Origin of the sequence: Brevibacterium renqingii (genome assembly GCF_017808095.1) — a bacterium.
Lineage (GTDB): Bacteria > Actinomycetota > Actinomycetes > Actinomycetales > Brevibacteriaceae > Brevibacterium > Brevibacterium renqingii.
In genome coordinates this window covers 81,948-108,500 of the sequence record NZ_JADBHG010000005.1, presented here as the reverse complement: position 1 = coordinate 108,500, position 26,553 = coordinate 81,948, and the positions used below count along the sequence as shown (strand labels likewise).

Below are 26,553 nucleotides of genomic sequence, written 5' to 3'. Positions count from 1 at the left end.
AGGTCGTATTCCAATACTCCATGAGGGCTTGACGGAGCGGTAATGACACACGTGTAATTTATACCTAAAGGGGAACGCGCCGAGCATGAATCCTTCAGGGTTCGACCGTACATCGGACTGATCGCCTCAGTCACGGTGACGGACCTGCTCAAGCGTGAGAAAGGGGAAAGCCGTGCAAAGCGCACAGAGAGAATGGCGGGAGAGGGAAGACTTCACCGCCGCACCGGGAGTCACCTCCCGTCGTGCCGAAGACTGGTTCGTCGAGCCCGGAGCACGTACACCCGATACGCTGCCTGATCCGCTGGCCGTCGATCCGAGCGATCTGACACCTCTGCCGACGGACAACTCCGCTGTCTCGCCGCTGTCGCTGCTCCTCGGAGCCGCGGACGACGGAGAGTTGTCGTGGCAGGACCAAGCGCTCTGCGCACAGACCGACCCCGAGGCGTTCTTCCCGGAGAAGGGCGGATCGACTCGAGAGGCCAAACGGGTCTGCGCATCCTGTGAAGTCCGCTCCGAATGCCTCGAATACGCTCTGGCCAACGATGAGCGATTCGGCATCTGGGGCGGTATGTCCGAGCGCGAACGCCGCCGGCTCAAGAAAAAGGTCGTGTGAGCCCAGCCGTCACCGCCGTTGTCGCCTCGGGCGACGACGCCAGCAAGGTTGAGCTCGAAACAGCTCTGCGTCCGCACTTCCCCGAGATCCCGGTGGTGGATCTCGGGGGACGCTCCGTGCGTGAGGCGTCTGAGATCCCCGTTGTCGCGGAATCGGACTTCCTGTGGTTCCTCACCCCCGACGCCCGCCCGGAACCCGACTGCCTCGATGAGCTCCTCGACGCCATCGGGGAGACCGAATCCGTCGCCGCCGTGGGACCGAAGCTCATGCGCGGCGATCGCATCGTCTCGGCCGGGGTGAGCACCACCTCGGCGGGGGAGCGCTTCAACCCCGTCGGTACCGGCGAGATCGACCAGGGGCAGCGCGACGGTCGGACGGAGACGCTCGGCCTCGACCTGCCCGGCATGCTCGTGGCCACGGACGAGCTCGAACGGATCGGCGCTCCCTCCCGCGTGCTCGGCCCCGCCTACCGCGGAATCGAATACTCCCGGCGCCTGCGCGATCTCGGCCGTCGCGTCGTCCTGGCCCCACGGGCGCGCATGGAGATCTCCGCCCGGGCCGCCGCCCAGCTGGGCTCGTCTCCGCTGCCGCCGGTCTCGAAGTTCCAGATCCGCACCGAGCAGCGCTACCGTCTCAGCCTCGCCAGTCCCGGTCTGCCCTCGCTGTTCTGCCGACTCGTCCTCGTCAATCTGGGACACATCCTCGGCGGCCTGCTGTCGAACGACTTCCGCTCCGCCGGCTGGCATCTGAGCGCCCTCTTCGGGCTCGCTGCGGACATGACCGCCACCTCGCCGCTGCGCCGGGCCAACGCTCGCCGCAGCCGACTGGCCAAACGGGCGACCACCTCCCATGTGGCCGCTCTCTACGCCGATGCCGACGAACTCGCGGTCCAGCGCAGATCCATGAGCGGCGATGCCGCGGAAGAGCACCCCGCCGAAGTCGCGGACGGAGGAACCGACGCCGAGGCCGAGCTCAACCCGGTGGGCGATACCGAGGAGGCCATCGACTCGTTCTCCAGACTCGAGGTCTCCGGCGGCTCGAGCCTGCTCCGCGCTCCTCTGACCTATGTGGTCCTGGCGGCCGCGGTGATGAGCGGCTTCGTCTCCTTTCGGCTCTTCGGCCCCGGCCACCTCGTCGGCGGCGCGCTCGGCTCCACAGACATCGGAGTGGGAGAGATATTCTCCCGCCTGCTCGACCGTCACCTCGACATCTCGACCGGGGCGGCCGTACCCTCCGACCCCTACCACCTCGTTCTCGGGATCCTCTCCCTGCCCTTCCTCGGCCATGTCGACATCATGGTCAGGACTCTGCTGCTCGCCGCCCCGATCCTCGCCGGCATCGCCGCCTATGCCGGTGCCGGCTGCGTGCTTCCGCGCCGCTGGGTGCGCGGATTCGCCGCTCTCCTGTGGATCGCCTCCCCGCTCTTCACCTCCGCGCTCTCCGACGGCCGCCTCGGTGTGGTCTTCGTCTGGATCACCGCCCCCCTCGTGGCACTGACCCTGCGACGGAGTCTGCGCACCGGGTCGATCGCGGCCGCCGCGGGCAGCGGGCTGCTGCTGTTCGTCATCATCGCCGGAATTCCTCTGATGCTGCCGGTGGTCCTCCTCGGCACCGTGCTGCTGGTTCTCACCGGTCGCGGGCTGCGCCACCTGTGGCTGTCGGCGCCGACCCTGTTCCTCGGCTGGCCGTGGCTGTGGGCAGCGGTGCGTGAACCGGGGGCGCTTCTGGTCATGCCCGGGCAGACACTCGCCCCGGAGCCGGCTCCCACCTATCTTCTTGCCGTCGGATTCCCGGAGCCGATCGATATGTCGTGGCTGGCAAGCCTCGCTGCCTCCGTCGGCATCGATTCGATCTCGTCCGGCGTCCTCCAGATCTGGGCACCCATCCTCGTCCTGCCGATGCTGGTGCTGGCCTTCTTCACCCTCATCGAGGCGCGACTCGAACTGTCCCGGCTGGTGTGGGCCGTGGCCCTCTACCTCAGCGGGCTCGTCCTCGCTGCGATCCAGGTGCATCTGCCCGCGCAGACGGGTGCGTTCCACCTCATCGGCTCCTATCCGGCGGCAGGGCTGACACTGGTCAGCCTCGGGTCGATCCTGCTGCTCGGACTCGGCGCCGATCGCACTGCGGCGACCCGGTCCGGCAGCGGACGGATGCCCATGCGCGGGCTCGTCGGGCTCGTCGCAGTCGCCGCCATCGGTCTCATCGCAATCGGGGCCGGGCGGGCCGCAACCTCGACCGATGCCGTCACCGCCAGCGAGGACAGCACGGTCCCGGCACTGGCCGCGGATCGCGCCGACGGCGATGTGCGAGCTCGGACCCTGCGGCTGGACAATGTGGACGGGGAGGTCCTCGCCACTCTCATCTCCTCAGCCGACGGAACTGTGCTGGGCACTTCGACCGTGACCGCGGCCGAGACCGTCGGGGGCTGGCCGTGGGAGAGGCGACCGCTGCCCATCTCGGAGGATGAGGTCCTCGCCGCGCAGGCGGCGGCCGCCCTGTCCGCCGATGACACCGGTGACGTCAGCGAGATCCTCGGCCAGCTCGGTGTCGACTTCGTCCTCGTCGGCTCCGATGCCGAGAACCTGCAGAACTCGGTGTCCGTGGCACAGGGACTCATCCCGGTCGGTCCCACAGAGTCGGGTCAGCTGTGGCGCGTCGACAAGCCCTTCAGCGGGCGGTTCCTCATCCGGGACGGCGAAGGAGCAGTGAGCTCCGCGACGATGCACGGCACCACCGCCGAGGTGCCCGCCGGGAAAGACGGGCGCACCCTGATCGTCGCCGACGCCTCCGACGACATCACCGCAAGCCTCGACGGTGAGCAGCTGCCGCCGGCGAAGCAGGCCGATGAGTCCTGGGCGAGCGAATTCGACCTCCCTGCCTCCGGCGGACAGGTCGAGATCTCACTGAACTCACCGCTGTATCCGGTCGGCGTCATCGCCGGCTGGGCGCTCGGCGTGCTCAGCCTCGTCGTGGCCGTTCCCTTCGGTGAGGCCGACCGACGAGGCAGGAACTCCCGCTCTGCGGGGCGGAGCAGCGAGGAGACGACAGCATGAAGCAGCTGCGCAGCATCGTGACCTTCGGGGCCATCGCCGTGCCCGGAGTGCTCGTCGCCACGACCTCTTTCCTCACCCCACTGACCCCGGGCACCCTCGACCGCAGCCCCGAACAGGTGCGTATGCCGACGGCCGACACCCGCGTCGTCTGCCCCGGCCCGCTCCTGACCGACAGCGAAGCCGAAGGCACCGACGCCGAATTCGTCGACGATTCGAAGGTCTCGACCCGGGTGGTCTCCGCCTCGGCACCGATCGGAGCGGCCGACGGATCGACCTCTTCGGCCCGGCTGCAGGTTGCCGACCTCGGCGGCTCAGTCGATTTCGACAACCCGGCCGGGCAGGGGTTCGTCTCCGGAGACGACAGCATCGACTCGACGAAGCTCGTCACCGGCTTCGCCCGCCCCGGCGCTCCCGCGCTCACCACGGGGCTCGAGACCATCGAAGGCAGTTCGGGCGACCTCACCGGTCTGGCCACCCTCACCTGTGCGCAGGCGTCGAGCAGCTTCCGGATCCTCGCCGGATCCGGTGTCACCGGATCGAACTCCCAACTGCTGCTGAGCAACCCCGGCGATGTGGCCGTCCAGGCGAAGGTCGCTGTGATGACTCCTTCCGGCCGGTCGGGCGATCCCACCGAAGTGAGCATCAGAGCCGGCGAGCAGAGGGCTGTGCGACTGGGCGGTCTGGCAGCCGGAGCCGAGTCGCTGGCCGTCGACGTCACCGTCGACGGGGGAGTCGTGGCCGGTTCCGTGCAGGAGTCCGTCCTCGACGGTCTGAAGCCCCAGGGCATCGATCTTGCCGCCGGTGGCGCCGATGCCGCCCGGCAGCAGGTGCTGACCGGTCTGAACGGCAAGGATGTGCGTGTGCGAGTGGCGAACCCGGGCAAAGGCCTTGCTGAGGTCTCGCTCAAGGCCTACGGACCTGACGGGGAGATCGACATCCCCAGATCCTCGATGACCGTGGTCGGCCACGGGGTGGCCGAAGCCGAACTCGGCGATCTCGAGGCCACGAGCCTCGTCGTCGACTCGGACCGGCGGATCCAGGCCGGAGCCTTCATCGGTCAGGACGGAGACGACGGCGCATCCGACTTCGGCAGCGTCGCGACCACGGACTCCCTGGCCGAGAGCCAGCTCCTGGCGCTGCCGCGCACCGGCAGCAGCTCCCTGCATCTCTCACCCGGCCAGGGACGGGTGCAGGTGCAGGGAATGCTCGACGACGGTTCGCTCACCGACCCGCAGTCCGTGGATCTCAATCCCACGGGAACGACCGTGCTCGATCCGGCCGAGGTCTCCGACGAAGCGGTGCGGGCACTGGTCCTCAAGGGCACGCAGGCCCAGGGGTCCCAAGCCGACGGAGTGCATGCGACCCTCGTCGTCGCCACCGACGACGGAATCTCCACCGTCGCCCCGGCCCCGGCCCCGGCCGGCGTGGCCTACCGCGACATCCGCCTCGGCTGAGACACTGTTCGGTTCGCAGCGATCGACCTGGCTGGGAATCGACAGGGCAGGGCATGGCTGCACCGAGACGAGGGCCGGGGGCCGCACATCAGGTCCGGCGCAGGATATCGACTTGATCGGCCACGACCTCGGCGATGAGAGCATCTCTGACTTCGCTGCCGGCGTGGTCCTCGATGACCCGTCGGTAGAGGACGATGTGAGTCGTTCGATTCGCAGTTGCGGGGAACACACGTCCGAAGCTCGGCTCGGTCGAACTCGCCGGCGGGACGGCATCGACGGCGAGCACCACATCGGCGAGCAGACCCGGCTCCCGCTCGCGCAGACGAGCGAATTCCGCGGCCGCGACCTTGGCGAAGCTCTCGGCCCGAGTCAGCCGCGCCGGCACCTGCGCACGGTGCAGCGGTGACCGCAGACCGCGTCCGTGCCGGTCACGATGTCGCCTTGCTCTCATAGCACGTCATTCTACGTGCGAGGCCGCTGCGCCTGAACGAATCGCCGCTCCGCGGCGTGTAGAGTGGTGGACTGTGTCAGCCGTGAGAATGTGTTCAAAAGTCAGCTGCTCGCGTCCCGCCGCAGCCACCATGACGTACGTGCACGCTGATGCGACCGTCGTCATCGGTCCCTTGGGCAGGCGGGCCGAGCCGGGTGCCCATGACCTGTGCGCCGAACATGCGGCGAAACTGACCCCGCCCGTGGACTGGCAGCTCATCCGCATCGATTCCGGGCAGGCACCGCCCGAGCGCAGCCATGACGACCTCCTGGCCATCGCCGATGCGGTGCGGGAGGCAGCCGACCGCGCGGACGCGACCTCACCGGGCCGCGAACGCAGCACAGCGGACGATCCCGCCGCGACCGGCCGCAGACACGGCCATCTGCGGATCATCGGCGACTCATGAGCGAAGCGGGCCCGCAGCCGTCCGCACCCGGTCCGACAGCCTCGCTCGCAGCGGACTCGGAACTCACGCATGCCAGGGTCACGGCTTTGGCAGCCGCCGTCGGTGCCTACGACATCCGCGGACGCATCCCCGATCAGCTCAACGAGGACATCGTCTTCAGCCTCGGATGGGCGACGGCCACGACGATGGCGGAGCTCCACACCGCCTCCGAGATCGTGATCGGCCACGACATGCGGCCGAGCTCGCCCGGGTTCGCCCGAGCCTTCTGCGCCGGGGTCGAGTCCGCCGGATCCACGGCGACCCTCTTGGGCCTGTGCTCGACCGACCAGCTCTATTTCGCTTCGGGCATCTTCGGACTGCCGGGAGCGATGATCACAGCCAGCCACAATCCCGCCGACTACAACGGCATCAAGATCTGCGGCCCGCATGCCGCCGGCGTCAGCCTGGAATCCGGGCTGTCGCGGGTGCAGGAGCTCGCCCCCGCAGCACCGGCAGCCGACGGCCGGACCGTCGCCGCCGATGCTCGGACGGCGGCGATCATGCGGGAACGCTATGTCCGCCGGGTGCGTGAACTCACCCGCGTCGACGAAGTCACGGGTCTCAAGGTCGTCCTCGATGCCGGCAACGGAATGGCCGGCCGCCTCCTCGGCGAGGTCTTCGGCACCGACGCCGGAGACGACCGAGTGCCCTTCGAGGTGATCGGACTGTTCACCGAGCTCGACGGCACCTTCCCCAACCACGAGGCGAACCCTCTCAGGCCCGAGAACCTCGTCGACGCCGCGCGTGCTGTCGTCGACGCCGGTGCCGACCTCGGGCTGGTCTTCGACGGGGATGCCGACCGCTGCTTCTTCATCGACGAGACGGGAGCGACGATGTCGGCCTCGGCCGTCGGCGCACTCGTCGCCGAACGTGAGATCGCACGGGCCCGGTCCGAGGGGACCGAACGGCCGACCGTCATCCACAATCTCATCACCTCCCGCAGCGTGCCGGAGACGATCATCGCCGCCGGCGGATGTCCGCTGCGTTCGAAGGTCGGACATTCGGGCATCAAGACGCTGATGCGCGAAACCGGTGCGGTCTTCGCCTGCGAGCATTCCGCGCACTTCTACTTCGAGGAGTTCTTCGGCGCGGACTCGGGCATGCTCGCCGCCTGCCACCTCATCGCCGCCCTCGCCGAATCAGCGGCCCCGGCCTCCCGTCTCGTCGCAGACTACGACCGTTTCGTCCAATCCGGGGAGATCAACTTCACCGTGGCCGATCCCGACGCCGTGCTCGCCGAGTTCGCCGCGCAGGCGGGCCAGTTCCCGCCGCACACCGTCGAGGACCTCGACGGCATCGGACTCCTGGGCGAGGACTGGTGGGTCAACCTGCGCAAGTCCAATACCGAACCTCTGGTCAGGCTCAATGTCGAGGCGGCGGACGAGGCGCAGATGAAGGCGCTGACCCGCCGAGCAGGCGATTTCGTCACCGCCCGCGGCTGACTGCTCCGCGCGTGACGGGACAAGTCACGGATACGGGCAATAGACTCGAACACGATCCGATTGTCCGCCGTATGGGAGGTACCGTGCTCGATTCCACCGACTTCAAGGTCGCCGATCTGTCGCTCGCCGAGGCGGGACGGCACCAGATCCGCCTGGCCGAACGGGAGATGCCCGGGCTGATGGCCCTGCGGGAGGAGTACTCCTCGTCCGCTCCCTTGGCCGGGGCCCGCATCGCGGGCAGCCTGCACATGACCGTGCAGACCGCGGTGCTCATCGAAACCCTGGTCGCGCTCGGCGCGGAAGTCCGGTGGGCCAGCTGCAACATCTTCTCCACTCAGGACGAGGCCGCCGCCGCGGTCGTCGTCGGCTCCGGCACCCCCGAGGCCCCTGTCGGAGTCCCGGTCTTCGCGTGGAAGGGGGAGACGCTCGAGGAGTACTGGTGGGCAGCCGATAAGATCTTCGACTTCCCCGAGGGCCCGAACCTCATCCTCGACGACGGCGGCGACGCGACCATGTACGTGCTCAAGGGCACCGAATTCGAAGCCGCCGGGGGCGTGCCCGCCGCGGCAGAGGACGACCCGGAGGAGTACAAGGTCCTCCTGACTCAGATCGCCTCGGCGATGGAATCCGCGCCTGGCCGCTTCGCCCGCCTCGCCGCCGGTATCAGGGGCGTGAGCGAGGAGACCACGACAGGAGTCAACCGCCTCTATCGTCTGGCCGAACAGGGGGCGCTGCCGTTCCCGGCGATCAACGTCAACGACTCGGTGACGAAGTCGAAGTTCGACAACCGCTACGGCATCCGCCATTCCCTGCCCGATGGCCTCAACCGCGCCACCGATGTGCTCATCGGCGGCAAGATCGCCGTCGTCATCGGCTACGGGGACGTGGGCAAGGGAGCCGCCGAGGCGCTGCGGGGGCAGGGCGCTCGCGTCATCGTCACCGAGATCGATCCGATCTGCGCGCTGCAGGCGACGATGGACGGATACCAGGTCGATCACCTCGCCGAGGTGGCCCCGCAGGCAGATATCATCATCACGACGACCGGCAACACCCGTGTTGTCGACATCGCAGTGCTGCAGACGCTCAAACCCGGCGCCATCGTCGGCAACGTCGGCCACTTCGACGACGAGATCGACCTGGCAGGTCTCTCCCGGCTGCCCGGGGTGGAGAGGATCGAGATCAAACCCCAGGTCCACGAATGGAGCGTTCCGGTGCCGGCCGATGCCGGACTCGGCCGTACGCGCACGGACTTCCTCGTCCTCTCCGAAGGCCGTCTGCTCAACCTCGGAAACGCCACCGGTCACCCGTCATTCGTCATGAGCGCGTCCTTCAGCAACCAGGTGCTGGCACAGATCGAGCTGTGGACTGCGCATGAACGCTATGACGACGCGGTGCACCGACTGGCGAAGGAACTCGACGAGAAGGTTGCGCGTCTCCACCTGCCGGCACTCGGGGCGAAGCTGTCCGAGCTGAGCAAGGAACAGGCCGAGTACATCGGCGTGGACGTGGCCGGGCCCTATAAGCCCGATCATTACCGCTACTGATCCGCCGGGCCGTTCCGGGGCGGTGCCGCCGTCTCTCGTCGTCCGGTGCCGCGCGCACGGTCGGCTGTGGCCACTCTGCGCCGGCGCAGGCTCAGACCGTGGGGGAGGGCATCGACGCCGGTCCGGAAGGCGGAAGAGCGAGCCGAACGCCGATTGAGCTTCTCGATCTCTGCGGCTCGCTGCCGGTGAATGACCGCAGAGAGGAACTGTTCGGGGAAGGTTCCCTCCGGCGGAGCGGGAGCGACGTAGGGATTGAGTTCGGTGGCGAGCTCGATCGCCCGCTGCCACCGGGATTCGGAGCCGAGCTGCGGAGCCATGGCGAGGAACGTCACGATGCGTCGATGCAGCCCCGCGGGCAGTGGGGACACATCCGTGCGTGCCAGCCAGTCCTGCAGCTGAGGTGCCACATGTGTGCGGACAGGCGGAGGCGGGGCGCTGCGCTCGCTCACCGCCACGGTTCCGGCCATATAGTCGCCCAGGCGCTTCGCCTGCGGTGAGACGAGACCGGACAGGGCCGCGATCCCGCCTCCGGTGGAGAGGATCTCGAACGGCCAGAGCAGCGCCCGGACGAACGAATGGCGCAGCCGCACCGCACCGCCGTCGTCGCGGACGATGCGCAGACCGAGGGCGAGCTTGCCGAGGGACCGGCCGTGTGTGAGCACCTCGATGAGCATCGGCAGAACCACGAAGACGGCAATCGTCATGACGGTCATCACCGAGCCCAGGAGCAGTCCATTGAGGTCGGAGGTCTTGAGCAGGAGCCAGAACATGGCGACGAGCAGGCCGATGTTCACCAGCGAGTAGGCGATGTAGTCGATGAGGCAGCTCAGCGCCCGCGCCGCCAACGCGGCGGGGCTGACGCTGAGTTCGACGGCTTCACCGGTCACCAGAGTGCTCACCCGACCATCGTGTCATATCTCGTCGGCCGCCGGGTCAGGGCAGGCGGCCTCCGTTAGGGTTGAGGCATGGATCCGAATCTTCTGGCCGAGCTGCACGGCGACGACTGGCAGGAGCTGTCGGCGTTGGCGAAGAAGAACACCCTGAGCCCGAACCAGACGAGACGGTTCCTCGAGCTCTATCGGGCCGCGTCGAAGGACCTGTCGCGGATCATGACCGTCGCCCCGGACTCACTCGAGGCCGCCCGCCTCTCCGCCATCGTCCACCGGTCGCGCAATCATCTCTCCGCTGTGCCCAGCGGGGGACTGTCGGGGCTGTCACGCTTCTTCGTCATCAGCCTGCCGCTGTCGCTGTACCGGCTGCGGTGGGACTTCGCCATCGTGGCTCTCGCCTTCCTCGCGGTCGCGGTCGTCTCCGGGATCTGGGCGGGGACGCATCCGGAGGTGCTCGAGACGTTCGGGGATCGGGAGTTCCGTCGGCAGTTCGCCGAACACGATTTCGTCGAATACTACAAGGAGAACCCGAACGGGTTCTTCGCAGTCGGGGTGTGGACGAACAACGCCTGGATCGCCGTGCAGTTCGTGCTGCTCGGCATCACCGGCGTCTACGTCGTCGCCGGACTGTTCTCGAATGCCGTCAACGTCGGATTCTCCGGAGCCATGATGTTCGAATTCGACCGTGCCTCCGACTTCTTCCTCTACATCCTGCCGCACGGGATTCCGGAGATCAGCTGCATCATCCTCGCCGCAGCGGCCGGACTCAGGCTCTTCTTCGCCTGGGTCGTGCCCGGACCGAGACCGCGGCGGGACAGACTGGCGTCGGAGGCCCGTTCCCTGCTCCTCGTCGCCGGAGGACTCGTGCTGCTGCTCTTCGGATCAGGTCTGATCGAAGGGTTCGTGACTCCGAACCCGATTCCACCCGTGCTCAAGATCGCCATCGGGGTGCTGTACACCGCGGCCGTCGTCGCCTATGCCCGCTTCTTCGGCAGGCGGGCGGCGCAAGCCGGTCTCAGTGCAGATCTCGAGGAGCATCAGGCAGGCTACTCGGTCATCTCGACTGACCGTTAGAACAGTAGCGGGCTCACAGCCCTCCTGTGACCTTGAGCCGGATGTAGTGGTCGGCGAGGGCACCGGGGAGGTCTTCGGGCGAAGCTTGGATCGAGGCGATTCCGAGCCCGCGCAGACGGGTCTGCAGCGATGCCGCGGTCAGCAGCTCCTCCTCGGCCGCGGCAGCCGTGAAGATCTCCTCGACGTCGCCGCGGGCCTCGGCCAGTTCCCGCAGCGCGGGGTCTTCGACGCCGGCGATGACCACCCGATGGTGGGCGGTAAGGGTGGGCAGGACGGGGAGGATGTCATCTGCGAGCGTGGTCTCATCGAGCGCCGTCATCATGACCACAAGCGCCTGCTGGCGAGTGGTGGCCAGCACGGCGGCGGTGATCGTTTCCCAGTCCGCGTCGTAGAGCTCCGGGTGCACCGGTGTCAGCGCCGCCGACAGCTCATGGACGGGATCACGGGCTCTGAGACTCGAAGCCACGGCGCGGACCCGGGCATCGGCGACGATGACGTCGACGCGGTCTCCGGCACCGGTGGCCAGGGCTGTGAGCAGCAGCGAAGCCTCGAGGGCGGCGTCGAAGACCGTGCCCTCGCCGCAGCGGCGAGCGGCCAAGCGTGAGGAATCGACGACGATGACGATTCGGCGGTCCTTCTCCGGCCGCCAGGTCTTGACCACGAGATCGGAGGCGCGTGCACTGGCCCGCCAGTCGATGGAGCGGACATCATCACCGTCGACATAGTCCCGCAGCGAATCGAACTCTGTGCCCATACCGCGGATCATCACGGCGGATCTTCCCTCGAGCTCACGCAGCTTCTGCGTCTTCGACGGCAGTTCGCGGCGGGACGCGAACGGGGGCAGCACCCGAATCGCCGCGGGCACCTCGACGCTCTTCTGCCGGGCGATGAGCCCGAGCACGCTGCGGCTGCGCACGGTCACCAGATCGGCGTCCAGAGCGCCTCGGCGCACCGGCCGCAGCTCGGTGCGCACCTGAGTCTCCTCGCCGGCGGCGAGCACATGGCGTGACCGGGTCTGCACTGCCCCGGCGCTCGGAGCCCAGGCATCACGGACGTCGATGCGCAGGAGGCGAGGGGAACCGTTGATGAGGGTGAGGATGCTGTGGGTCTCGTCGCCGAGCCTGACCTGCGGCCCGGGAGTGCGCTGCAGCCGCAGAGCGTGCACCGGAGGCACGAGGAAGAAGTCGACCACCGCGGCGAGGACGAGCACAGCGATGACGATCAGTGCCGTCGGCCATGCGGGCACCAGCATGATGGGCACGAGCCCGAGGAGCGTGAGCAGGAACAGCCGGGCAGTCATTCAGCGTGGCACTTCAGTGGTGGCGAGGATCGAGTCGAGGACCTGGGAGACGTCGAGTCCGTCCATCTGCGCCTCGGGACGCAGGATGACCCGGTGTCCGAGTGCCATATGCGTCAGAGCCTTGACGTCATCGGGAATGACGTAGTTCCGTCCGCTCAGCCAGGCATGCGCCCGAGCCGCGCCGAGCATCCGTGCGGCTCCGCGCGGCGAGACGCCCAGAGCCAGTGAGGGCGCCTGCCGGGTGGCGCGGGCGAGATCGACTATGTACGTGATGATCTGAGGAGCGATGTAGATACCTGAGATCGCCTCCCGGGCCTTCGCGATGAGGTCTGCATCGGCGACCGGCCGCAGGCCCGCGGCGGAGAGGCGGGCGGCGTCGAAGCCGCGCGCATGACGATCGAGGATCTCGAATTCGTGCTCCCGGGCGGGCAGGTCGAGCACCAGCTTGAACAGGAAGCGGTCGAGCTGAGCTTCCGGCAGCGGATAGGTGCCTTCGTATTCGACCGGGTTCTGCGTGGCAGCGACCATGAACGGTTCGGGCAGCCTGCGGGAGCGGCCGCCGACGGAGACCTGGTGCTCCTCCATCGCCTCGAGCAGCGCCGACTGCGTCTTCGGCGGGGTGCGGTTGATCTCGTCGGCGATGAGGACGTTAGTGAACACCGGGCCCGGACGGAACGAGAAGTCCGAGGCCGAGGCGTCGTAGACCAGCGAGCCGGTGACATCGCTGGGCATGAGATCGGGGGTGAATTGGACGCGTGAGCTCTCCAGGCTGACCGCGGCGGCGAAGCTGCGCACGAGCAGGGTCTTGGCCACACCGGGGACGCCTTCGAGGAGCACATGGCCCTGGCACAGCAGCGCGATGAGCATGCCGGTGACTGCCTGGCCCTGCCCGACGACGGCCTTGGCGATCTCGGTGCGCACACCGGTGAATGCCTCTCGCAGCGGGTCCGCGGCCGGTGCTGTGGCCGCGGCCGGGGAGTCGGGGCCGTCTTCGCGGCGCTGCGGGGCGGTGTGTTCCTGAGGCGACTGGGTCATGGGATCTCACTTTCGATCTGGGTGAGCTGATGGACGAGGTCTGTGAGCTCGGCATCCGTGCGCGCGGATGCCGTGACGAAGACATGGTGGAGATCACCGGGATCCCGCCCGGTGGCACCGGCGACGGAAGCGATGATCTCGTCGGTGCGGGCCTCGGAGCCCAGCGACAGGCGCTTTGCGATCCGCAGCAGCGCCGCCGTGCGCAGAGTGTGCAGCGCACCGTCCCGGTCGTGGCTGCGAGCGCTCAGCGCAGCCCTGCCCCGGACGGTCTCCACCGCGGGCACGATCACGGGCAGGCGTTCGACGGCCAGCGGCCCGAAGCGCCGTCCGAGCACGAGCATGAGGACGAGCGCGCAGGGGATCAGCCACAGTCCGCCGGCGAGGAACCAGCCGGGCACGAAGTCGATCGTCGACGGCGGCGGCTGTTCGGCGTCGTCGAACTGCGGATAGTAGACGACGAGGTGCGGAGTCTGCGCGAGTTCGGACAGGACGAGTGAGGCGTTGCCTTCCTCGTCGATGTGCTCGTTCGTCACCCAGTCGGAGTTGCCGATGACGCTCAGCGGTACGGGACCGGCGGCGTCGGTGATCAGCTGTCCGCGTGCGGAGCCGGGGGCCACCTCGGCGCCGTCGATCTCATCGACTCCCGGCCCGGCGAACGGGTAGCAGGCGGTGATGCCCTCGGTGCCCTTGGCGGTTTCGGCGTATTCGACGGTTCCGGTGGTCACCGTGCCGGCCGCCTGCGGTCCAGGCGCAGGACACTCCGGTTCCGAGGTGGGGTCCGGGCTGCCCAGCGGACTCGAATTGTCGTTGACGGCGATCCGATCGGTGAATTCCCCGATCGCCGGACCCGGGTCGACGAGGACCAGACGGTTTCCGTGTGTGCGCAGCGTCGATTCGAACCCGTCGACGTCCCCGCTCGACATCGCTTCGGCGTTGGCGGGGATGAGCAGAGTCGTGTCCGGTCGTGCGGCCGCGGCGCGGGCCTGCTCCTGGTCCTCGGTGGTGGTCACCTCGACATCATGGGCACGCAGCGTCTCCACCAGGGCCTTCATTCCGTTTCGGGCCGTGGAGTCGTAATGCAGCGGATCGTCTGTCTCGGCGTCGGAGGTCATGAGCAGAGTTGCGATGACCGTGAGGAGGAGGACGATGGCCGCCGCGATCCACACTCCTGCCGAACGCAGTCGGGCGCGAAAGGGAACATGGGCGCTCGAGCGGGTGCCACGGGCGGCCACATCCGACTGGGCGCTCATGGCATCGCTCCTTCCCGCTGCCCGACGGGCAGCGAGCTCAGAGTCCGATCCAAGTCGCACAGACCCGCATAGACCGCCGCCAGATCCCGGTCCGGCCGCGCACGCGTGCCGATCTGCTCGCCGTAGAGGAGATCGTTGAAGATCTCAGCGGCATCGTGGACGGCGACAGCACGGGCGGGCAGCGCAGCCTCGGCCTCGTGTGCGATCTCGCTGGCAGTCGCCGAGGTTTCGAGTGAGACGACGCCTCTGCTCGAGAGCACGGCGAAGATCGCTCGGGACTCATCGATGACTGCGGCCCGGAAGTCCCCCGCCCGCGCGGCCCGCGCCGCACTCTCGCGCCACGGCCCCGGCTCCGGCAGAGACACGACCGGGTCGAAGGCCGACAGCGGCAGCCCGGTCCGCCTCAGTCCTGCCCGACGGATGCGCCAGACGACGAGGGCGATGACCGCGGCCAGCGCAAGTGCGACGATGAGCAGCAGCCATGGCGAGTTCGCCCGCAGAGCAGCGTTGACGAGCGAGTCCCACAGGGACGAGATCCAGCGGCCGATCTGCTCCAGCGGTGTGAGGTCGTTCTCCGAGTACTCCGGCTTCGACAGTTCGCGTTCGACCCATTCGCGGCCGGTCCGACGGTCGATGGCCATCGACTCCGGTCCGAGACGTCCGATCGGCTGCGGCGAAATGTGCCCGAGCAGTGAGGCGATCATCCTTCCTCCTCGGCGCGGATGAGGACGAGGTCGAGGCCCTCCGTGCGCATCTGCTGATCGAAGAAGCAGACGGTCACGAGGCAGGAGAAATACGCGAAGAGCACGGCCGAGGAGATGAGCGTCAACCCCAGAAGGAGGGCGGCGGAGACGAGTCCGATGGCGATCTGGGCGGACTCCGAGCTCTCCATCGTGGCCATCCCCACGCCGAGGACGAACGAGATGACGAGGACGAGCGGGGAGATGACGAGCTGGACGAGCTGGTTGGACAGGAAATACCCGAGAGCCAGTTGGCCGAGCAGCCGCCAGAACCCCCGGCCGGTCAGCGCCCAGGACCGTTTGAGTCCGTCGCGAACGCTCAGGTCCTCGACTGCGATCGCAGAACCGAGGAAGGCCAGCCGCAGGTTGAGCCAGAGGAGCGCGAAGAGCCACAGGAGGGCGGCCAGCCCTGCCCAGACGAATGCGAGGACGGGGGAGTCGACCATTGCGAACAGCGCGGTGGGGGCACCGAGGGCGAGCAGGAGGCCGAGGTTGATCGCACACATGAGAGCAGCGGCGAACACGAGCCGCCGTCGCCGGCCGGCCAGCGCAGCCCAGGCCTGCGACAGAGTCGTCTTCCGTGCGCCGAAAGAGGCACGGGTGCCGGTGGCGACGAGACCGGAGAGCAGATGGGCGAGGCCGAGGCTGAGCAGGCTCAGGGCCGCCGACCCCAGTTGGGCGAGCACGAGGAATCCGGAGGTCGCATCGTCATTGCTGCTGAGGTCGCTGAGGAAGGGGAGGAACTGCAGGGCCGCGAGTGTTCCGGCGGCGGTGAGCAGCAGGCTCCAGAGCGTGAAGACGATGAGCGAGGAGCCGATGCTCAGACCGGGGACGAACCGGAGCAGCCGGAACCCCGAGTCGAGGGCCTCGATGAAGGTCAGGGCGCGTTTGGGCAGCAGACCGCGCGGCGGTGGCGGGCGCCAGTCGTGTGGCCGCGGAGACGGAGAGCGCATCTGCCACCGACCCGTGTGCCAGTCGACCTCGGAGGTCCACGCGTTCGATCGTCCCATCACCGCACAATCCTGCCATGTTTCGCCGACGGGTGCCGAGCAGCGTCCACCTGGTGCTGAGCGCTTCGGCATCTGCCCGATAGGGTAGGAGTGTCGAGAACCGAAGAACTGGCGAACATAAGGGACAATGGGAGCATGAACGCTCGAATCCTCGTAGTTGATGATGACACGGCCTTGGCCGAAATGATCGGAATTGTGCTCAAAAGCGAAGGCTTCGAGCCCTTCTTCTGTGCCACGGGCGATCAGGCCTTCGAGGAGTTCCAGAAGGTCGGTCCGGACCTCGTCCTCCTCGATCTTATGCTCCCGGGCAAGGACGGTCTCGAAGTCTGCCGGGAGATCCGCGAGGTGTCCTCGGTTCCCATCATCATGCTCACGGCGAAGTCCGACACCGTCGACGTCGTCCTCGGTCTCGAATCGGGCGCCGACGACTATGTGCCGAAGCCGTTCAAGCCCAAGGAGCTCGTCGCTCGTGTCCGTGCCCGCCTGCGGATCTCGGAACCCCAGGCGCCGGAACTGCTCACCGTCGGTGATGTCGTCGTCGACGTCGCGGGGCACACCGTGACGAAGGGGGGTTCGCCGGTGTCGCTGACACCCCTCGAATTCGATCTGCTCGTGGCCTTGGCTCGCAAACCCTGGCAGGTGTTCTCCCGGGAGACTCTCCTCGAAGAGGTCTGGGGCTATCGCCATGCCGCCGACACCCGCCTGGTCAACGTGCATGTGCAGCGCCTGCGGTCGAAGATCGAACGCGACCCCGAGAAGCCCGACATCATCGTCACCGTCCGCGGCGTCGGCTATAAGGCCGGCAGAGCCGCGTGAGTTCCGACTCGGCCGCGGGCGGGACCCTCCGCACCGCGGCCTCGGCGCTGCGAACGTTCTGGAACTTCATCCTCAGATCGTTCAGCCACTCCCTGCAGGTCAGGATCGTCGTGCTCACCATCGTGCTCACCTCGGTGGCCATCTTCGGCGTCGGCACATACATGTCCCAGCAGATCGCCCGCGGGCTCTTCGACACTCGCCTGGACTCCCTGTCCTCGCAGACGCGGTCGATCCTCTCCGAGCTGCGGTCCCTGGCCCCGGTCGACGGCCAGGCGGTGACTCAGGACACCCTGTCCTCGCAGCTGTCCTCGATCTACAACCGTTCGGCGGGCTCTGTGTATTCGCTGACCCTGGAGCCGAAGGATCCGAACACCTCGTTCTCGACGATCACCGCCGGCGAGTCGAGCGAGGAAGGGGAAGCGGCCGATGTGCCCGTCAGCGACGAACTCCGCGATGCCATCCGCAAGGCACCGACGGACGACAAGCTCTATCAGTCGGTGAGCCTGCCCGACGGCACCGGTCCCGGACTGCTCATCACGCAGGAGCTGCAGATCCCCGGCGCCGGACAGTTCCAGCTCTACTACCTCGGCGATCTCAGCGAACAGCAGGACACCCTGGACTTCGTCCAGCGATCGATGCTCGTGGCCGCCCTTGTGCTCGTCGTGCTCATCGGTGCAGTCGCCTGGATCGTCACCCGCCTCGTCGTCACTCCTGTGCGCACGGGCGCCGAGGTGGCCAGGCTCATCGCCGACGGCGACCTCGACGAACGCATGCCGGTGCACGGCAACGACGAGATCGCTGTGCTCGGTGAGAGCTTCAACGATATGGCCGACACCCTCCAGCATCAGATCGAGCAGATGGAGAGGCTCTCGGTCCTGCAGCGGCAGTTCGTCTCCGACGTCTCGCACGAACTGCGGACGCCCCTGACCACGATCCGCGCCGCGGCGGACCTCATCTACGACTCCCGCGACGAACTCGACCCGGTCACCGCCCGCAGCGCGGAGCTGCTGAACTCGCAGGCCGAACGCTTCGACAGTCTGCTCTCGGACCTGTTGGAGATCTCCCGCTACGATGCCGGTGCCGCGGCGCTCGTGGCCAAACCCGTCGACATCGGCGCGATCGTCACCGCCGTCGTCGAGACGGTCTCGATGGTCGCCGAACAGATGTCGACGGGCGTCGTCGTCCACGCTCCGTCCTCGCCGGTGATGGCCGAGGTCGACCGGGTGCGCATCACCCGCATCGTGCGCAACCTCGTCGTCAACGCGATCGAGCACGGTGAGGGCAACCCGATCGACATCTACGTCGCCTCCAACGCCGAGGCGGTCGCGGTGAGCGTCCGCGACCACGGCGTGGGCATGAACGAGGAGCAGGTCGAGCACGTCTTCGACCGTTTCTGGCGAGCCGACCCGGCCCGCAAACGCACTCTCGGCGGCTCCGGACTGGGGCTGGCGATCTCGCTCGAGGACGCGCACCTGCACAACGGCTGGCTGCAGGTCTGGGGCAAACCCGGGGAAGGCTCGTGCTTCCGCCTGACCATTCCGCGCCGGCCGGACCAGGAGATCACCTCCTCGCCGCTGCCGCTGCCGCCCCGTGATGCCCAGATCAAGGGCGCGGCCCTCGTCGCTGGTCCCCTGTCCTCCGACGGTTCCGTGCGGATCCAGACCGGTTCGATCCCGATCGTCGTCGAAACCGATCAGCCGGAGCCGTCCCGGACGGGCTTCGCCGAGGCGCCCGAGGGGGCCGGGACCCACAGCGAGGCGCCGACGACGGAGACGGTCGGTGAGCAGAAGGAGCTCCCGGCACTCGCCGAGGCGGACGCGACGACCGACGCAGGTGCCGAGGAATCCCCGGTCGACGACAGCGGATCCACCGGAGAGGCGTCCACCGGCGAGGACAGCAGCGAAGGAGGAAGGCCATGAAGAGCACCAGGTCCAGACGATCCCGAATGACGATGCTGCTCCTGTCCATGTGCGCCTCCCTCGCCCTCGTCGGCTGCTCATCGATCCCGACCTCCTCACCCGTCGGGCACATCGAAGACGACTCGGGCGACCCTGCGGCCAGCAACGCTCGGATCCCCGACGGGCCGGAGCCCGGCGACAGCATCTCCGAGATCGTGCGCGGCTTCCTGGCCGCGGGTGCGGGAACCGGCAACAACTTCTCCGTGGCCCGATCCTTCCTCACCGAGGCCGAAGCACAGGAATGGAGCCCGCAGGAGTCAGTGTCGGTGATGCCCAATGACACGGATCTCGACTCGCTGAACTCCGAGGTCACCTCCGACCAGAAGACCCTGACGATGTCAGCCCCGGTCGTCGGCCTCGTCGATTCCTCGGGCGTGTACAGCTCTACGAAGCCCGGAACGCAGTCGACCATGGAGTTCTCGCTGCGGCAGGAGAACGGGGAATGGCGGATCTCCTCCGCTCCCAACGGGCTGCTCATCTCGCAGACCGACTTCCAGACGATCTTCCTCAACTATTCTCTGGAGTTCTTCACTTCGGACTACTCCTATCTCGTACCGGACTCACGTTGGTTCCTGCGGTCGTCCTCGACGCCGACGGCGCTGATGAACGAACTGCTCAGCGGCCCGGCCCCCTATCTCTCATCAGCGGTGATCACGGCGATCCCGGATGGGGCGAAGCTCAGCGATTCGAATGTCGTCACGATCGAGAACGGCGTCGCGCACGTGGCGCTGGGAGCGCAGAGTCCTGTCCCCTCAGAGCGGGAGAAGGGCCTGATCAGGCAGCAGATCGCTGCGACGCTGCAGGTCATCCCCTCGATCTCGAGCATCGAACTGACCATCGGCGGACAGGTGGTCCCCGCGAGTCTGCAGCCGAAGACCGACTCCTCGGTCCAGGTGGACGGACCGCCGGTGGTCCTGGCCGACGGTCATCTCTCGCGTGTCTCCGGCACCACCGTGGCCAAAGTCGAGAACAGCCCGAACCTGGAGAAGGCGAAGGCGAGCGACCCCGCGGTGTCTCTCGACGACTCCCTCTACGTGTATCTGCAGAAGAACGGCAAGGAGCTCATGCGGCTGAAGTCCGATGCCGTCGACGCGACATCGATCCTCAAGGGCAAGAAGCTCGTGCGCCCCAGCATCGACAGGTTCAACACCACATGGACCGGTGAATCCGCGAACAAGGGTGAGCTCAAGGCTGTGGGACGCGACGGGAAGGTGTTCACCGTGGCCGCCGATTTCCTCGCCGGTCGCCGGCTCGTCGACGTCGAGGTCTCGCGTGACGGCACCCGGGTGGCCCTGCTCAGCCGCCACAAGGGGGAACCCGATCGGATCGACGTCGTCGGGATTCCGCGGGACAAGGCCGGGAATCCCGGTGACAGCGTGTCCGAGTCACCGATCGCCGTGGGCGCGAACTTCGACGAGGTCAAGGATGTCTCGTGGGCCGGTTCGACCTCTCTCGTGGCTTTGGCGGCGGAACGGGGGGAGAAGGCCCAACCGTTCCGCATCGGAGTCACGGGCCCCTCGGCGCAGCTCGGTGAAGTCTCCGACGGAAGCCGCATCTCCGGTGGGGTGGACGGGCGTTCGATCCTCGTGACCAGCTCCGCCGGTGAACTGTATTCCTACAATTCCAATGCCTGGCAGAAGCTCGTCGATGTCGCCGCCAAGGACCCGTCCTACCCCGGCTGACCGGGGCACGTCCGCCCCGACCGGCACACGAGAGCCTTCACCGGGCTGTGCGCAGCGGACTTCTGCCGGCCTCGGCGTAGTAGATTTCTCCCATGGGGCTGCTCGGGGAATTCGGCGAACTGCTTCTGCCCAGACGGTGTGCCGGGTGCGGGCGGGAGAACGTCTCTCTGTGCACGCGGTGCCTGCAGCTGCTCGGCGGCATTCCCCGGGCGATGGAGCCGCGCTACGGCCGGATCCCGATCGTCGGAATCTGCGAATACGATTCCCGCATCTCTCGCATGGTCGTCGGCTTCAAGGACGAAGGCCGCCGGGACATCCTCGACCCTCTGGCCCTGGCGCTGGCCCGCGCGGTCGTCGCGGCACTCGACCTCGTCGACTATGCGGGTGGTCGGATCCGGCTCTTCCCGGCTCCCAGCTCCGACCGGGCCCGACGACGACGCGGCGGATCGCATACGGTGCTCCTGGCCCGGCGCGTCGCCGAGCTCGCGCCGGAGCTGCCGCTGGAGGTCCATGATGTGCTGCTTGCGCGACGCTCCCGCGATCAGGTCGGCCTCGGAGCGCATGACCGAGCCGAGAACGTCGCCGGAACGCAGCGCCTCGACCAGCGGGAGCTGGCGAAGATCAGGCCGGTCACGTCTCGACAGGGTGCCTGCGGGCCGCCTGTCGCTTTCGTCGTCGACGACTTCTCCACCACTGGTGCGACCCTGGCAGAAAGCGCACGATTACTAGCATCGGTGCAGATCAGACCCGCTGCCGGAGTAGTTCTCGGTCTCGGGCGCGGGGGCACTCGATTTGTCTCTCCCTTTACTGTATAACGGTGTTTACCCATCCAAGGGCATGGGATCGGATGAATCCGAAGAACGAGTCGCTAAGGACACATCATGGACATTGTTGTCAACGGCCGTCAACTGACCATCTCCGACAGCTTTCGAGCCCACATCGAGGACAAGATCGCCAAGGTCGAGCAGCTCGCCCCCCGGGCTCAGCGCGTCGAGGTGCATGTCACTCATGAGAAGAACTCCCGCCAGCCCGAGACGAGCGAGCGGGTCGAACTCACCGTTGTGGCGAAGGGGCCGGCAATTCGGGCAGAGGCCATGGCAAGCGACAAGTATGCGGCACTCGATCTGGCCTGGGCGAAGCTGGTCGAGAGGCTCAGGCGGGCCCGGGATCGGCACAAGGTTCCGCGCTCCGGACTTCATCGCAAGGAATCGACCGCCGAGGTGCTGGCGAAGATGCCGGTGGCCGAGCCGATGATCCCCGACGCCGACTCCGAGGCCCCGACGGCGCAGAAGACCGAGAACGTCGATCGGACGAACGGTCGGATCAGAGCAGAGGGCGACTCACCGGTGGTGCTGCGTGAGAAGACCTTCGCAGCCGCACCGATCGGCATCGAAGAGGCCCTCAACCGGATGGAGCTCGTCGGTCACGACTTCTACCTGTTCATCGACGAGGAGTCGAGCAAGCCGTCCGTCGTCTACCGTCGCAAGGGGTGGAGCTACGGAGTGATCGCACTCGATCACGAGCTCGAGGAAGTCGCCGACTGAGCCCGGCACCGGGTCCGTGCGGACGAGCGGTGTCGTGAACTGCGCGCCGGACACCTGAGGATGACACGATCGCCGAGGCGGGAGCACCGCCTCGGCGATCGTGTTCCCTTTCATGGGCGCGAGGGCCGACGGAACCCCGCGGCCGCGCTCGGTCAGCGGCCGGGTCTCTCCGGCCGTCGCTGACATCCTCGACGTCAGCGGCATGGCCTAACGTAGGACCATGCAGAAGATGACACGGGAAGCGGCGCGCAGGACGGCGATCGCGGCGACGGGACTGGACAGGCCGCGTCCGTCGACGGTCACGGCGCGGCATCTGAAATCCGTCTTCGCCACCATGGGCCTGACACAGATCGACTCCGTGGCACGTGTCGTCCGCTCCCACTACCTGCCGTTCTTCTCCCGCCTGGGGCCTTATCCCCGCGCGACGCTCGACCGGCTGCTCTACTCCTCTCCGCGGATGGGCGTCGAATACTGGGCGCACGCGGCGGCGTTCGTCCCTCCCGAGACCTGGAAGCACTTCGCGCGCAGCCGCGCCGAATGGTGGCGCAACGACTACGGGCAGCGGCACCCGGAGACAGGGGAGCGATTCCGGGCCCTGCAGTGCTCCGTCCTCTCGGCTCTGACCACGGCCCCGAGAACGGCACGGGAGGTGGCCGAACTCGTCGACCACGATCTGCCCGAACGCCATCGGGGGCACTGGGGATGGAACCCCAGCCAGGTCAAGCTCGCCCTCGAGTCACTGTTCTCCGCCGGCGTCGTCAGCACCGCTGGACGCAATGACCACTTCGAACGGATCTATGCGCTCACCCGCGACGTCTCGGCGGAACTGCCCGAGGTCCCCCTGTCCTACGGGACCGGCGACCGTCCAGGGCTCGGCCTGGAGCCGAGTGCTTCCCGGCCGCGGGGCGTCTCAGGAGTGGAGAACGACGTCCTCGAACTCACCCGCATCGCCGCGCGGGCACTGGGCATCGCACGTCCGGAGGATCTCGCCGACTACTTCCGGCAGCTGCGTGCACCGACGGATGCAGCCATCGCCGAACTGCTGTCCACCGGTGAGCTGCGCGAAGTCGACGTCGACGGTGCTGCGGCGCTGCGATGGCATCGGGCACGGACCCCGCGAGAGGTGCATGCGCGCGCCCTGCTGGCCCCCTTCGACCCGTTGGTCTTCTACCGCCCGCGCATCGAATGGCTCTTCGACTTCCACTATCGGATCGAGATCTACACCCCGGCGGCCCAACGCGTGCACGGTTACTATGTCACGCCGTTCCTCCTGGGCGATCGGCTCGTCGGCCGCGTCGATCTGCACCGGGACAGGGCGGCGGACACTCTGCGCGCCCACCGCGTGAGCTGGGAGGCGGGGGAGGAGCACACCGACGAGCTGCTGCGCGAACTGCAGACGATGGCCGAGTGGCTGGGATTGGGCGCAGTGGACCTCGAGGGCACTCACCTGCCATTAAGCTAGAGACTATACAGTCGTTCGAGTTGTTGTCCGGCAGTCCTGCCGATTAGGAGAAAAGTGGCTAATTTCCTCGAGAAGCTTCTGCGCACCGGAGAAGGCAGAACTCTGAAGAAGCTCCGCCGATACACGGACGCCATCAACCAGCTCTCCGAAGAATTCAGCGCGATGACCGACACCGAGCTGCGTGAGGAAACCGGTCGGTTCAGGGAGCGCTATCAGGACGGAGAGAGCCTCGACTCCCTGCTTCCCGAGGCCTTCGCCACCGTGCGCGAGGCGTCGAGCCGAACCCTGGGCCTGCGCCATTTCGACGTTCAGCTCATGGGCGGCGCCGCCCTGCACCTGGGCAACATCGCGGAGATGAAGACCGGTGAGGGAAAGACGCTGGTGGCCACGGCTCCGGCCTACCTCAACGCCCTGACCGGAGAACCGGTTCACATCATCACGGTCAACGACTACCTGGCCACCTACCAGTCCGAGCTGATGGGGCGAGTGTTCCGGTTCCTCGGCATGGAGACCGGCTGCATCCAGGCGAACATGCCCTCGGACCTGCGCCGCAAACAGTACGCCGCGGACATCACCTACGGCACGAACAACGAATTCGGCTTCGACTACCTGCGCGACAACATGGCCTGGTCGGCCGACGAACTCGTGCAGCGCGGGCACGCCTTCGCCATCGTCGACGAGGTCGACTCGATCCTCATCGACGAGGCCCGCACCCCACTCATCATCTCCGGCCCGGCCGAAGGCGATGCGAACCGCTGGTACGGCGAGTTCGCCAAGGTCGTCAAACGGCTCAAGACCGACCGCGACTACGAAGTCGATGAGAAGAAGCGCACCGTCGGCGTGCTCGAACCGGGCATCGAACGCGTCGAGGACTACCTGGGCATCGGCAACCTCTACGATGCGGAGAACACTCCGCTCATCAGCTTCCTCAACAACGCCATCCGCGCCAAGGAGCTGTTCAAGAAGGACAAGGACTATGTCGTTCTCGACGGCGAGGTCCTCATCGTCGACGAACACACCGGCCGAGTGCTCAAGGGCCGCCGCTACAACGAAGGCCTGCATCAGGCCATCGAGGCGAAGGAGGGCGTGAAGGTCCAGGCCGAGAACCAGACTCTGGCCACGATCACCCTGCAGAACTTCTTCCGCCTCTACGAGAAGCTCTCGGGAATGACCGGCACGGCTGAGACCGAGGCCGCCGAGTTCATGTCCACCTACAAGCTCGGCGTGGTGCCGATCCCGACGAACAAGCCGATGCAGCGAGTCGACCAGTCCGACTTCGTCTACAAGAACGAGATCGCGAAGTTCGCTGCCGTCGTCGACGATATCGTCGAACGCCACGAGACCGGACAGCCCGTCCTCGTCGGAACCACGAGCGTCGAGAAGAGCGAGTACCTCTCGAAGAATCTGGCCAAACGCGGTGTCAGGCACGAAGTCCTCAACGCGAAGAACCACGCGCGTGAGGCGTCGATCGTGGCGATGGCCGGCCGCAAGGGTGCGGTCACCGTGGCCACGAACATGGCCGGTCGCGGCACCGACATCATGCTCGGCGGCAACGCCGAGTTCCTCGCGGTCTCCGAGATGGAGAAGCGCGGACTCGACCCGGCCGAGAACGAAGAGCAGTACGAGGCCGAATGGCCGGACGTGCTCAAAGCGGCCGAGGACAAGGTCAAGGAAGAAGCCGAAGAGGTCGTCGAACTCGGCGGTCTCTACGTCCTCGGCACCGAACGTCACGAGTCCCGGCGCATCGACAACCAGCTGCGCGGGCGCTCCGGCCGTCAGGGCGACCCCGGCGAATCCCGGTTCTACCTGTCGCTGACCGACGACCTCATGCGCCTGTTCGGTTCGGGTGCTGCGGAACGGATCATGGCCACGGCCAACGTGCCTGACGATGTTCCGCTGGAGTCGAAGATGGTCACCCGTGCCATCCTCTCGGCCCAGTCGCAGATCGAGCAGCGCAATGCCGAACAGCGCAAGAACGTCCTCAAGTACGACGATGTCCTCAACCGTCAGCGCACCGTCATCTACGATGAGCGCCGGCGCGTACTCGAAGGCGCCGACCTCGAGGAGCAGGTCGCGAACTTCCGCGAGGAGGTCATCGACGCCTATGTCGCTCAGGCCACGACGGGCCCGGTCGAGGACTGGCAGGTCGACGAACTCTTCGACGCCCTGGGCAAGATCTACGAACCCTCGATCACCTCCGAGGACCTCGCCGAGGAAGTCGGAGGGCTCGGCAACCTGACGAAGAATCGGCTGAATCAGGAGATCCAGTCGGACCTCGATCTCTTCTACGCTCAGCGTGAGGAGGAGCTCGGGGAGGAGGCCACTCGTGAGCTCGAACGGCGCGTCGTGCTCTCCGTCATCGACAAGCGCTGGCGTGAGCATCTCTATGAGATGGACTACCTGAAGAACGGCATCGGGCTGCGCGCGATGGCGCAGCGCGATCCGCTGGTGGAGTACCAGCGGGAGGGCTACGAGATGTTCACCACCATGCAGGACGGAATCAAGGAGGACGTCGTCCGCCTGACGAACACCCTCAAGGTGCAGGTGAGCACGTCCGAGCCTGCCTCCGGTGAGGATTCCGAGGTCGAGATCGACGCGGCCGAGCTGCGTCATACCACACCGAAGATGCAGCTCTCGGCACCGTCGGAGGACGGCTCTTCCGCAGTCTCCGAGTCCGATGAGGACGAGGAGCCGGCCCCGGGCAATCGAGCCCAGCGCCGGGCGAAGAAGAAAGCGAAGAGCTGAACCCGA

21 protein-coding genes are annotated in these 26,553 nt (G+C 67.2%); 14 read left to right on the top strand and 7 right to left on the bottom strand.

Going from position 1 to position 26,553, the window contains the following annotated elements; all coding sequences use genetic code 11:
- Positions 1 to 172 precede the first annotated feature (172 nt).
- The 3 genes from IIE29_RS17160 to IIE29_RS11015 are packed head-to-tail and all read left to right on the top strand — an operon-like array spanning position 173 to position 5,120.
- Positions 173 to 613, top strand: coding sequence for a WhiB family transcriptional regulator (locus tag IIE29_RS17160; RefSeq protein ID WP_343071877.1), 441 nt, complete (start codon positions 173 to 175; stop codon positions 611 to 613).
- Entirely contained in the window at positions 610 to 3,666 is a 3,057-nt protein-coding gene (locus tag IIE29_RS11020) for a glycosyltransferase family protein (RefSeq protein WP_209325305.1), read from the top strand. The genes IIE29_RS17160 and IIE29_RS11020 overlap by 4 nt, the downstream gene beginning before the upstream one ends.
- The gene (locus IIE29_RS11015) at positions 3,663 to 5,120 is read left to right on the top strand and encodes a DUF5719 family protein (RefSeq protein ID WP_209325304.1); all 1,458 of its coding nucleotides are present in this window, start codon (positions 3,663 to 3,665) and stop codon (positions 5,118 to 5,120) included. Before IIE29_RS11020 ends, IIE29_RS11015 begins: the two co-directional genes overlap by 4 nt.
- Positions 5,121 to 5,208: 88 nt before the next feature.
- Here IIE29_RS11015 and IIE29_RS11010 read toward each other — a convergent pair whose 3' ends face one another.
- The gene (locus IIE29_RS11010) at positions 5,209 to 5,571 is read right to left on the bottom strand and encodes a metallopeptidase family protein (protein ID WP_209325303.1); all 363 of its coding nucleotides are present in this window, start codon (positions 5,569 to 5,571) and stop codon (positions 5,209 to 5,211) included.
- A gap of 88 nt (positions 5,572 to 5,659) precedes the next feature.
- On the opposite strand from IIE29_RS11010, the gene IIE29_RS11005 reads away from it, so the two are divergent.
- The 3 genes from IIE29_RS11005 (at position 5,660) to ahcY (ending at position 9,041) form a co-directional block, all read left to right on the top strand.
- A complete protein-coding gene (locus IIE29_RS11005) occupies positions 5,660 to 6,016 on the top strand; it encodes a DUF3499 domain-containing protein (protein WP_209325480.1) in 357 nt (118 codons plus the stop codon).
- Positions 6,013 to 7,497, top strand: coding sequence for a phosphohexomutase domain-containing protein (locus IIE29_RS11000; protein ID WP_209325302.1), 1,485 nt, complete (start codon positions 6,013 to 6,015; stop codon positions 7,495 to 7,497). Before IIE29_RS11005 ends, IIE29_RS11000 begins: the two co-directional genes overlap by 4 nt.
- A gap of 71 nt (positions 7,498 to 7,568) precedes the next feature.
- Positions 7,569 to 9,041, top strand: a complete 1,473-nt coding sequence (gene ahcY, locus IIE29_RS10995) for an adenosylhomocysteinase (RefSeq protein ID WP_209325301.1) — start codon at positions 7,569 to 7,571, stop codon at positions 9,039 to 9,041.
- Here the strand turns inward: ahcY and IIE29_RS10990 are convergent.
- Complete coding sequence (locus IIE29_RS10990; protein ID WP_343071876.1) at positions 9,035 to 9,940, bottom strand: RDD family protein; 906 nt, start codon at positions 9,938 to 9,940, stop codon at positions 9,035 to 9,037. The two genes, ahcY and IIE29_RS10990, sit on opposite strands and share 7 nt — an antisense overlap.
- A gap of 66 nt (positions 9,941 to 10,006) precedes the next feature.
- Between IIE29_RS10990 and IIE29_RS10985 the strand changes: the two genes are divergently transcribed.
- A complete protein-coding gene (locus IIE29_RS10985; RefSeq protein ID WP_209325300.1) occupies positions 10,007 to 11,005 on the top strand; it encodes a stage II sporulation protein M in 999 nt (332 codons plus the stop codon).
- Between the two features lie 13 nt (positions 11,006 to 11,018).
- On the opposite strand, the gene IIE29_RS10980 is transcribed toward IIE29_RS10985, so the two are convergent.
- Genes IIE29_RS10980 through IIE29_RS10960 form a run of 5 tightly spaced genes read right to left on the bottom strand, consistent with a single transcriptional unit; the run spans position 11,019 to position 16,340 of the window.
- Positions 11,019 to 12,305, bottom strand: a complete 1,287-nt coding sequence (locus IIE29_RS10980; protein ID WP_209325299.1) for a DUF58 domain-containing protein — start codon at positions 12,303 to 12,305, stop codon at positions 11,019 to 11,021.
- A complete protein-coding gene (locus tag IIE29_RS10975) occupies positions 12,306 to 13,340 on the bottom strand; it encodes an AAA family ATPase (protein WP_209325298.1) in 1,035 nt (344 codons plus the stop codon). It abuts the gene before it with no gap.
- Positions 13,337 to 14,590: a DUF4350 domain-containing protein gene (locus IIE29_RS10970; protein WP_209325297.1), complete on the bottom strand. Its 1,254-nt coding sequence runs from the start codon at positions 14,588 to 14,590 to the stop codon at positions 13,337 to 13,339. Before IIE29_RS10970 ends, IIE29_RS10975 begins: the two co-directional genes overlap by 4 nt.
- The gene (locus tag IIE29_RS10965; RefSeq protein ID WP_246475896.1) at positions 14,587 to 15,294 is read right to left on the bottom strand and encodes a DUF4129 domain-containing protein; all 708 of its coding nucleotides are present in this window, start codon (positions 15,292 to 15,294) and stop codon (positions 14,587 to 14,589) included. Before IIE29_RS10965 ends, IIE29_RS10970 begins: the two co-directional genes overlap by 4 nt.
- Entirely contained in the window at positions 15,291 to 16,340 is a 1,050-nt protein-coding gene (locus IIE29_RS10960; RefSeq protein ID WP_209325296.1) for a DUF7847 domain-containing protein, read from the bottom strand. Before IIE29_RS10960 ends, IIE29_RS10965 begins: the two co-directional genes overlap by 4 nt.
- Positions 16,341 to 16,475: 135 nt before the next feature.
- Here IIE29_RS10960 and mtrA point away from each other — a divergent pair, with 135 nt between their 5' ends.
- The 7 genes from mtrA to secA all read left to right on the top strand — a co-directional run bounded on the left by mtrA (position 16,476) and on the right by secA (position 26,547).
- A complete protein-coding gene (mtrA, locus tag IIE29_RS10955) occupies positions 16,476 to 17,156 on the top strand; it encodes an MtrAB system response regulator MtrA (protein WP_181275618.1) in 681 nt (226 codons plus the stop codon).
- Complete coding sequence (gene mtrB, locus IIE29_RS10950; protein ID WP_209325295.1) at positions 17,153 to 19,075, top strand: MtrAB system histidine kinase MtrB; 1,923 nt, start codon at positions 17,153 to 17,155, stop codon at positions 19,073 to 19,075. Before mtrA ends, mtrB begins: the two co-directional genes overlap by 4 nt.
- Positions 19,072 to 20,796, top strand: a complete 1,725-nt coding sequence (locus IIE29_RS10945; protein WP_209325294.1) for an LpqB family beta-propeller domain-containing protein — start codon at positions 19,072 to 19,074, stop codon at positions 20,794 to 20,796. Before mtrB ends, IIE29_RS10945 begins: the two co-directional genes overlap by 4 nt.
- Before the next feature lie 92 nt (positions 20,797 to 20,888).
- The gene (locus tag IIE29_RS10940) at positions 20,889 to 21,611 is read left to right on the top strand and encodes a ComF family protein (RefSeq protein WP_209325293.1); all 723 of its coding nucleotides are present in this window, start codon (positions 20,889 to 20,891) and stop codon (positions 21,609 to 21,611) included.
- Positions 21,612 to 21,677: 66 nt separating this feature from the next.
- Positions 21,678 to 22,340, top strand: coding sequence for a ribosome hibernation-promoting factor, HPF/YfiA family (hpf, locus tag IIE29_RS10935; RefSeq protein WP_209325292.1), 663 nt, complete (start codon positions 21,678 to 21,680; stop codon positions 22,338 to 22,340).
- Between the two features lie 220 nt (positions 22,341 to 22,560).
- On the top strand, positions 22,561 to 23,802 hold the full coding sequence (locus tag IIE29_RS10930; RefSeq protein WP_246475895.1) for a winged helix-turn-helix domain-containing protein: 1,242 nt from the start codon (positions 22,561 to 22,563) through the stop codon (positions 23,800 to 23,802).
- Positions 23,803 to 23,856: 54 nt separating this feature from the next.
- On the top strand, positions 23,857 to 26,547 hold the full coding sequence (secA, locus tag IIE29_RS10925; RefSeq protein WP_209325291.1) for a preprotein translocase subunit SecA: 2,691 nt from the start codon (positions 23,857 to 23,859) through the stop codon (positions 26,545 to 26,547).
- The last annotated feature ends 6 nt before the right edge of the window (positions 26,548 to 26,553 follow it).

Coding starts and splice junctions, on each gene's coding strand:
- IIE29_RS11015 (WP_209325304.1), top strand. CDS start 3,663: ATGAAGCAGCTGCGCAGCATCGTGACCTTCGGGGCCATCGCCGTGCCC.
- IIE29_RS11010 (WP_209325303.1), bottom strand. CDS start 5,571: ATGAGAGCAAGGCGACATCGTGACCGGCACGGACGCGGTCTGCGGTCA.
- IIE29_RS11005 (WP_209325480.1), top strand. CDS start 5,660: ATGTGTTCAAAAGTCAGCTGCTCGCGTCCCGCCGCAGCCACCATGACG.
- IIE29_RS11000 (WP_209325302.1), top strand. CDS start 6,013: ATGAGCGAAGCGGGCCCGCAGCCGTCCGCACCCGGTCCGACAGCCTCG.
- ahcY (WP_209325301.1), top strand. CDS start 7,569: ATGGGAGGTACCGTGCTCGATTCCACCGACTTCAAGGTCGCCGATCTG.
- IIE29_RS10985 (WP_209325300.1), top strand. CDS start 10,007: ATGGATCCGAATCTTCTGGCCGAGCTGCACGGCGACGACTGGCAGGAG.
- IIE29_RS10980 (WP_209325299.1), bottom strand. CDS start 12,305: ATGACTGCCCGGCTGTTCCTGCTCACGCTCCTCGGGCTCGTGCCCATC.
- IIE29_RS10975 (WP_209325298.1), bottom strand. CDS start 13,340: ATGACCCAGTCGCCTCAGGAACACACCGCCCCGCAGCGCCGCGAAGAC.
- IIE29_RS10970 (WP_209325297.1), bottom strand. CDS start 14,590: ATGAGCGCCCAGTCGGATGTGGCCGCCCGTGGCACCCGCTCGAGCGCC.
- IIE29_RS10965 (WP_246475896.1), bottom strand. CDS start 15,294: ATGATCGCCTCACTGCTCGGGCACATTTCGCCGCAGCCGATCGGACGT.
- IIE29_RS10960 (WP_209325296.1), bottom strand. CDS start 16,340: ATGGGACGATCGAACGCGTGGACCTCCGAGGTCGACTGGCACACGGGT.
- mtrA (WP_181275618.1), top strand. CDS start 16,476: ATGAACGCTCGAATCCTCGTAGTTGATGATGACACGGCCTTGGCCGAA.
- IIE29_RS10945 (WP_209325294.1), top strand. CDS start 19,072: ATGAAGAGCACCAGGTCCAGACGATCCCGAATGACGATGCTGCTCCTG.
- IIE29_RS10940 (WP_209325293.1), top strand. CDS start 20,889: ATGGGGCTGCTCGGGGAATTCGGCGAACTGCTTCTGCCCAGACGGTGT.
- hpf (WP_209325292.1), top strand. CDS start 21,678: ATGGACATTGTTGTCAACGGCCGTCAACTGACCATCTCCGACAGCTTT.
- IIE29_RS10930 (WP_246475895.1), top strand. CDS start 22,561: ATGCAGAAGATGACACGGGAAGCGGCGCGCAGGACGGCGATCGCGGCG.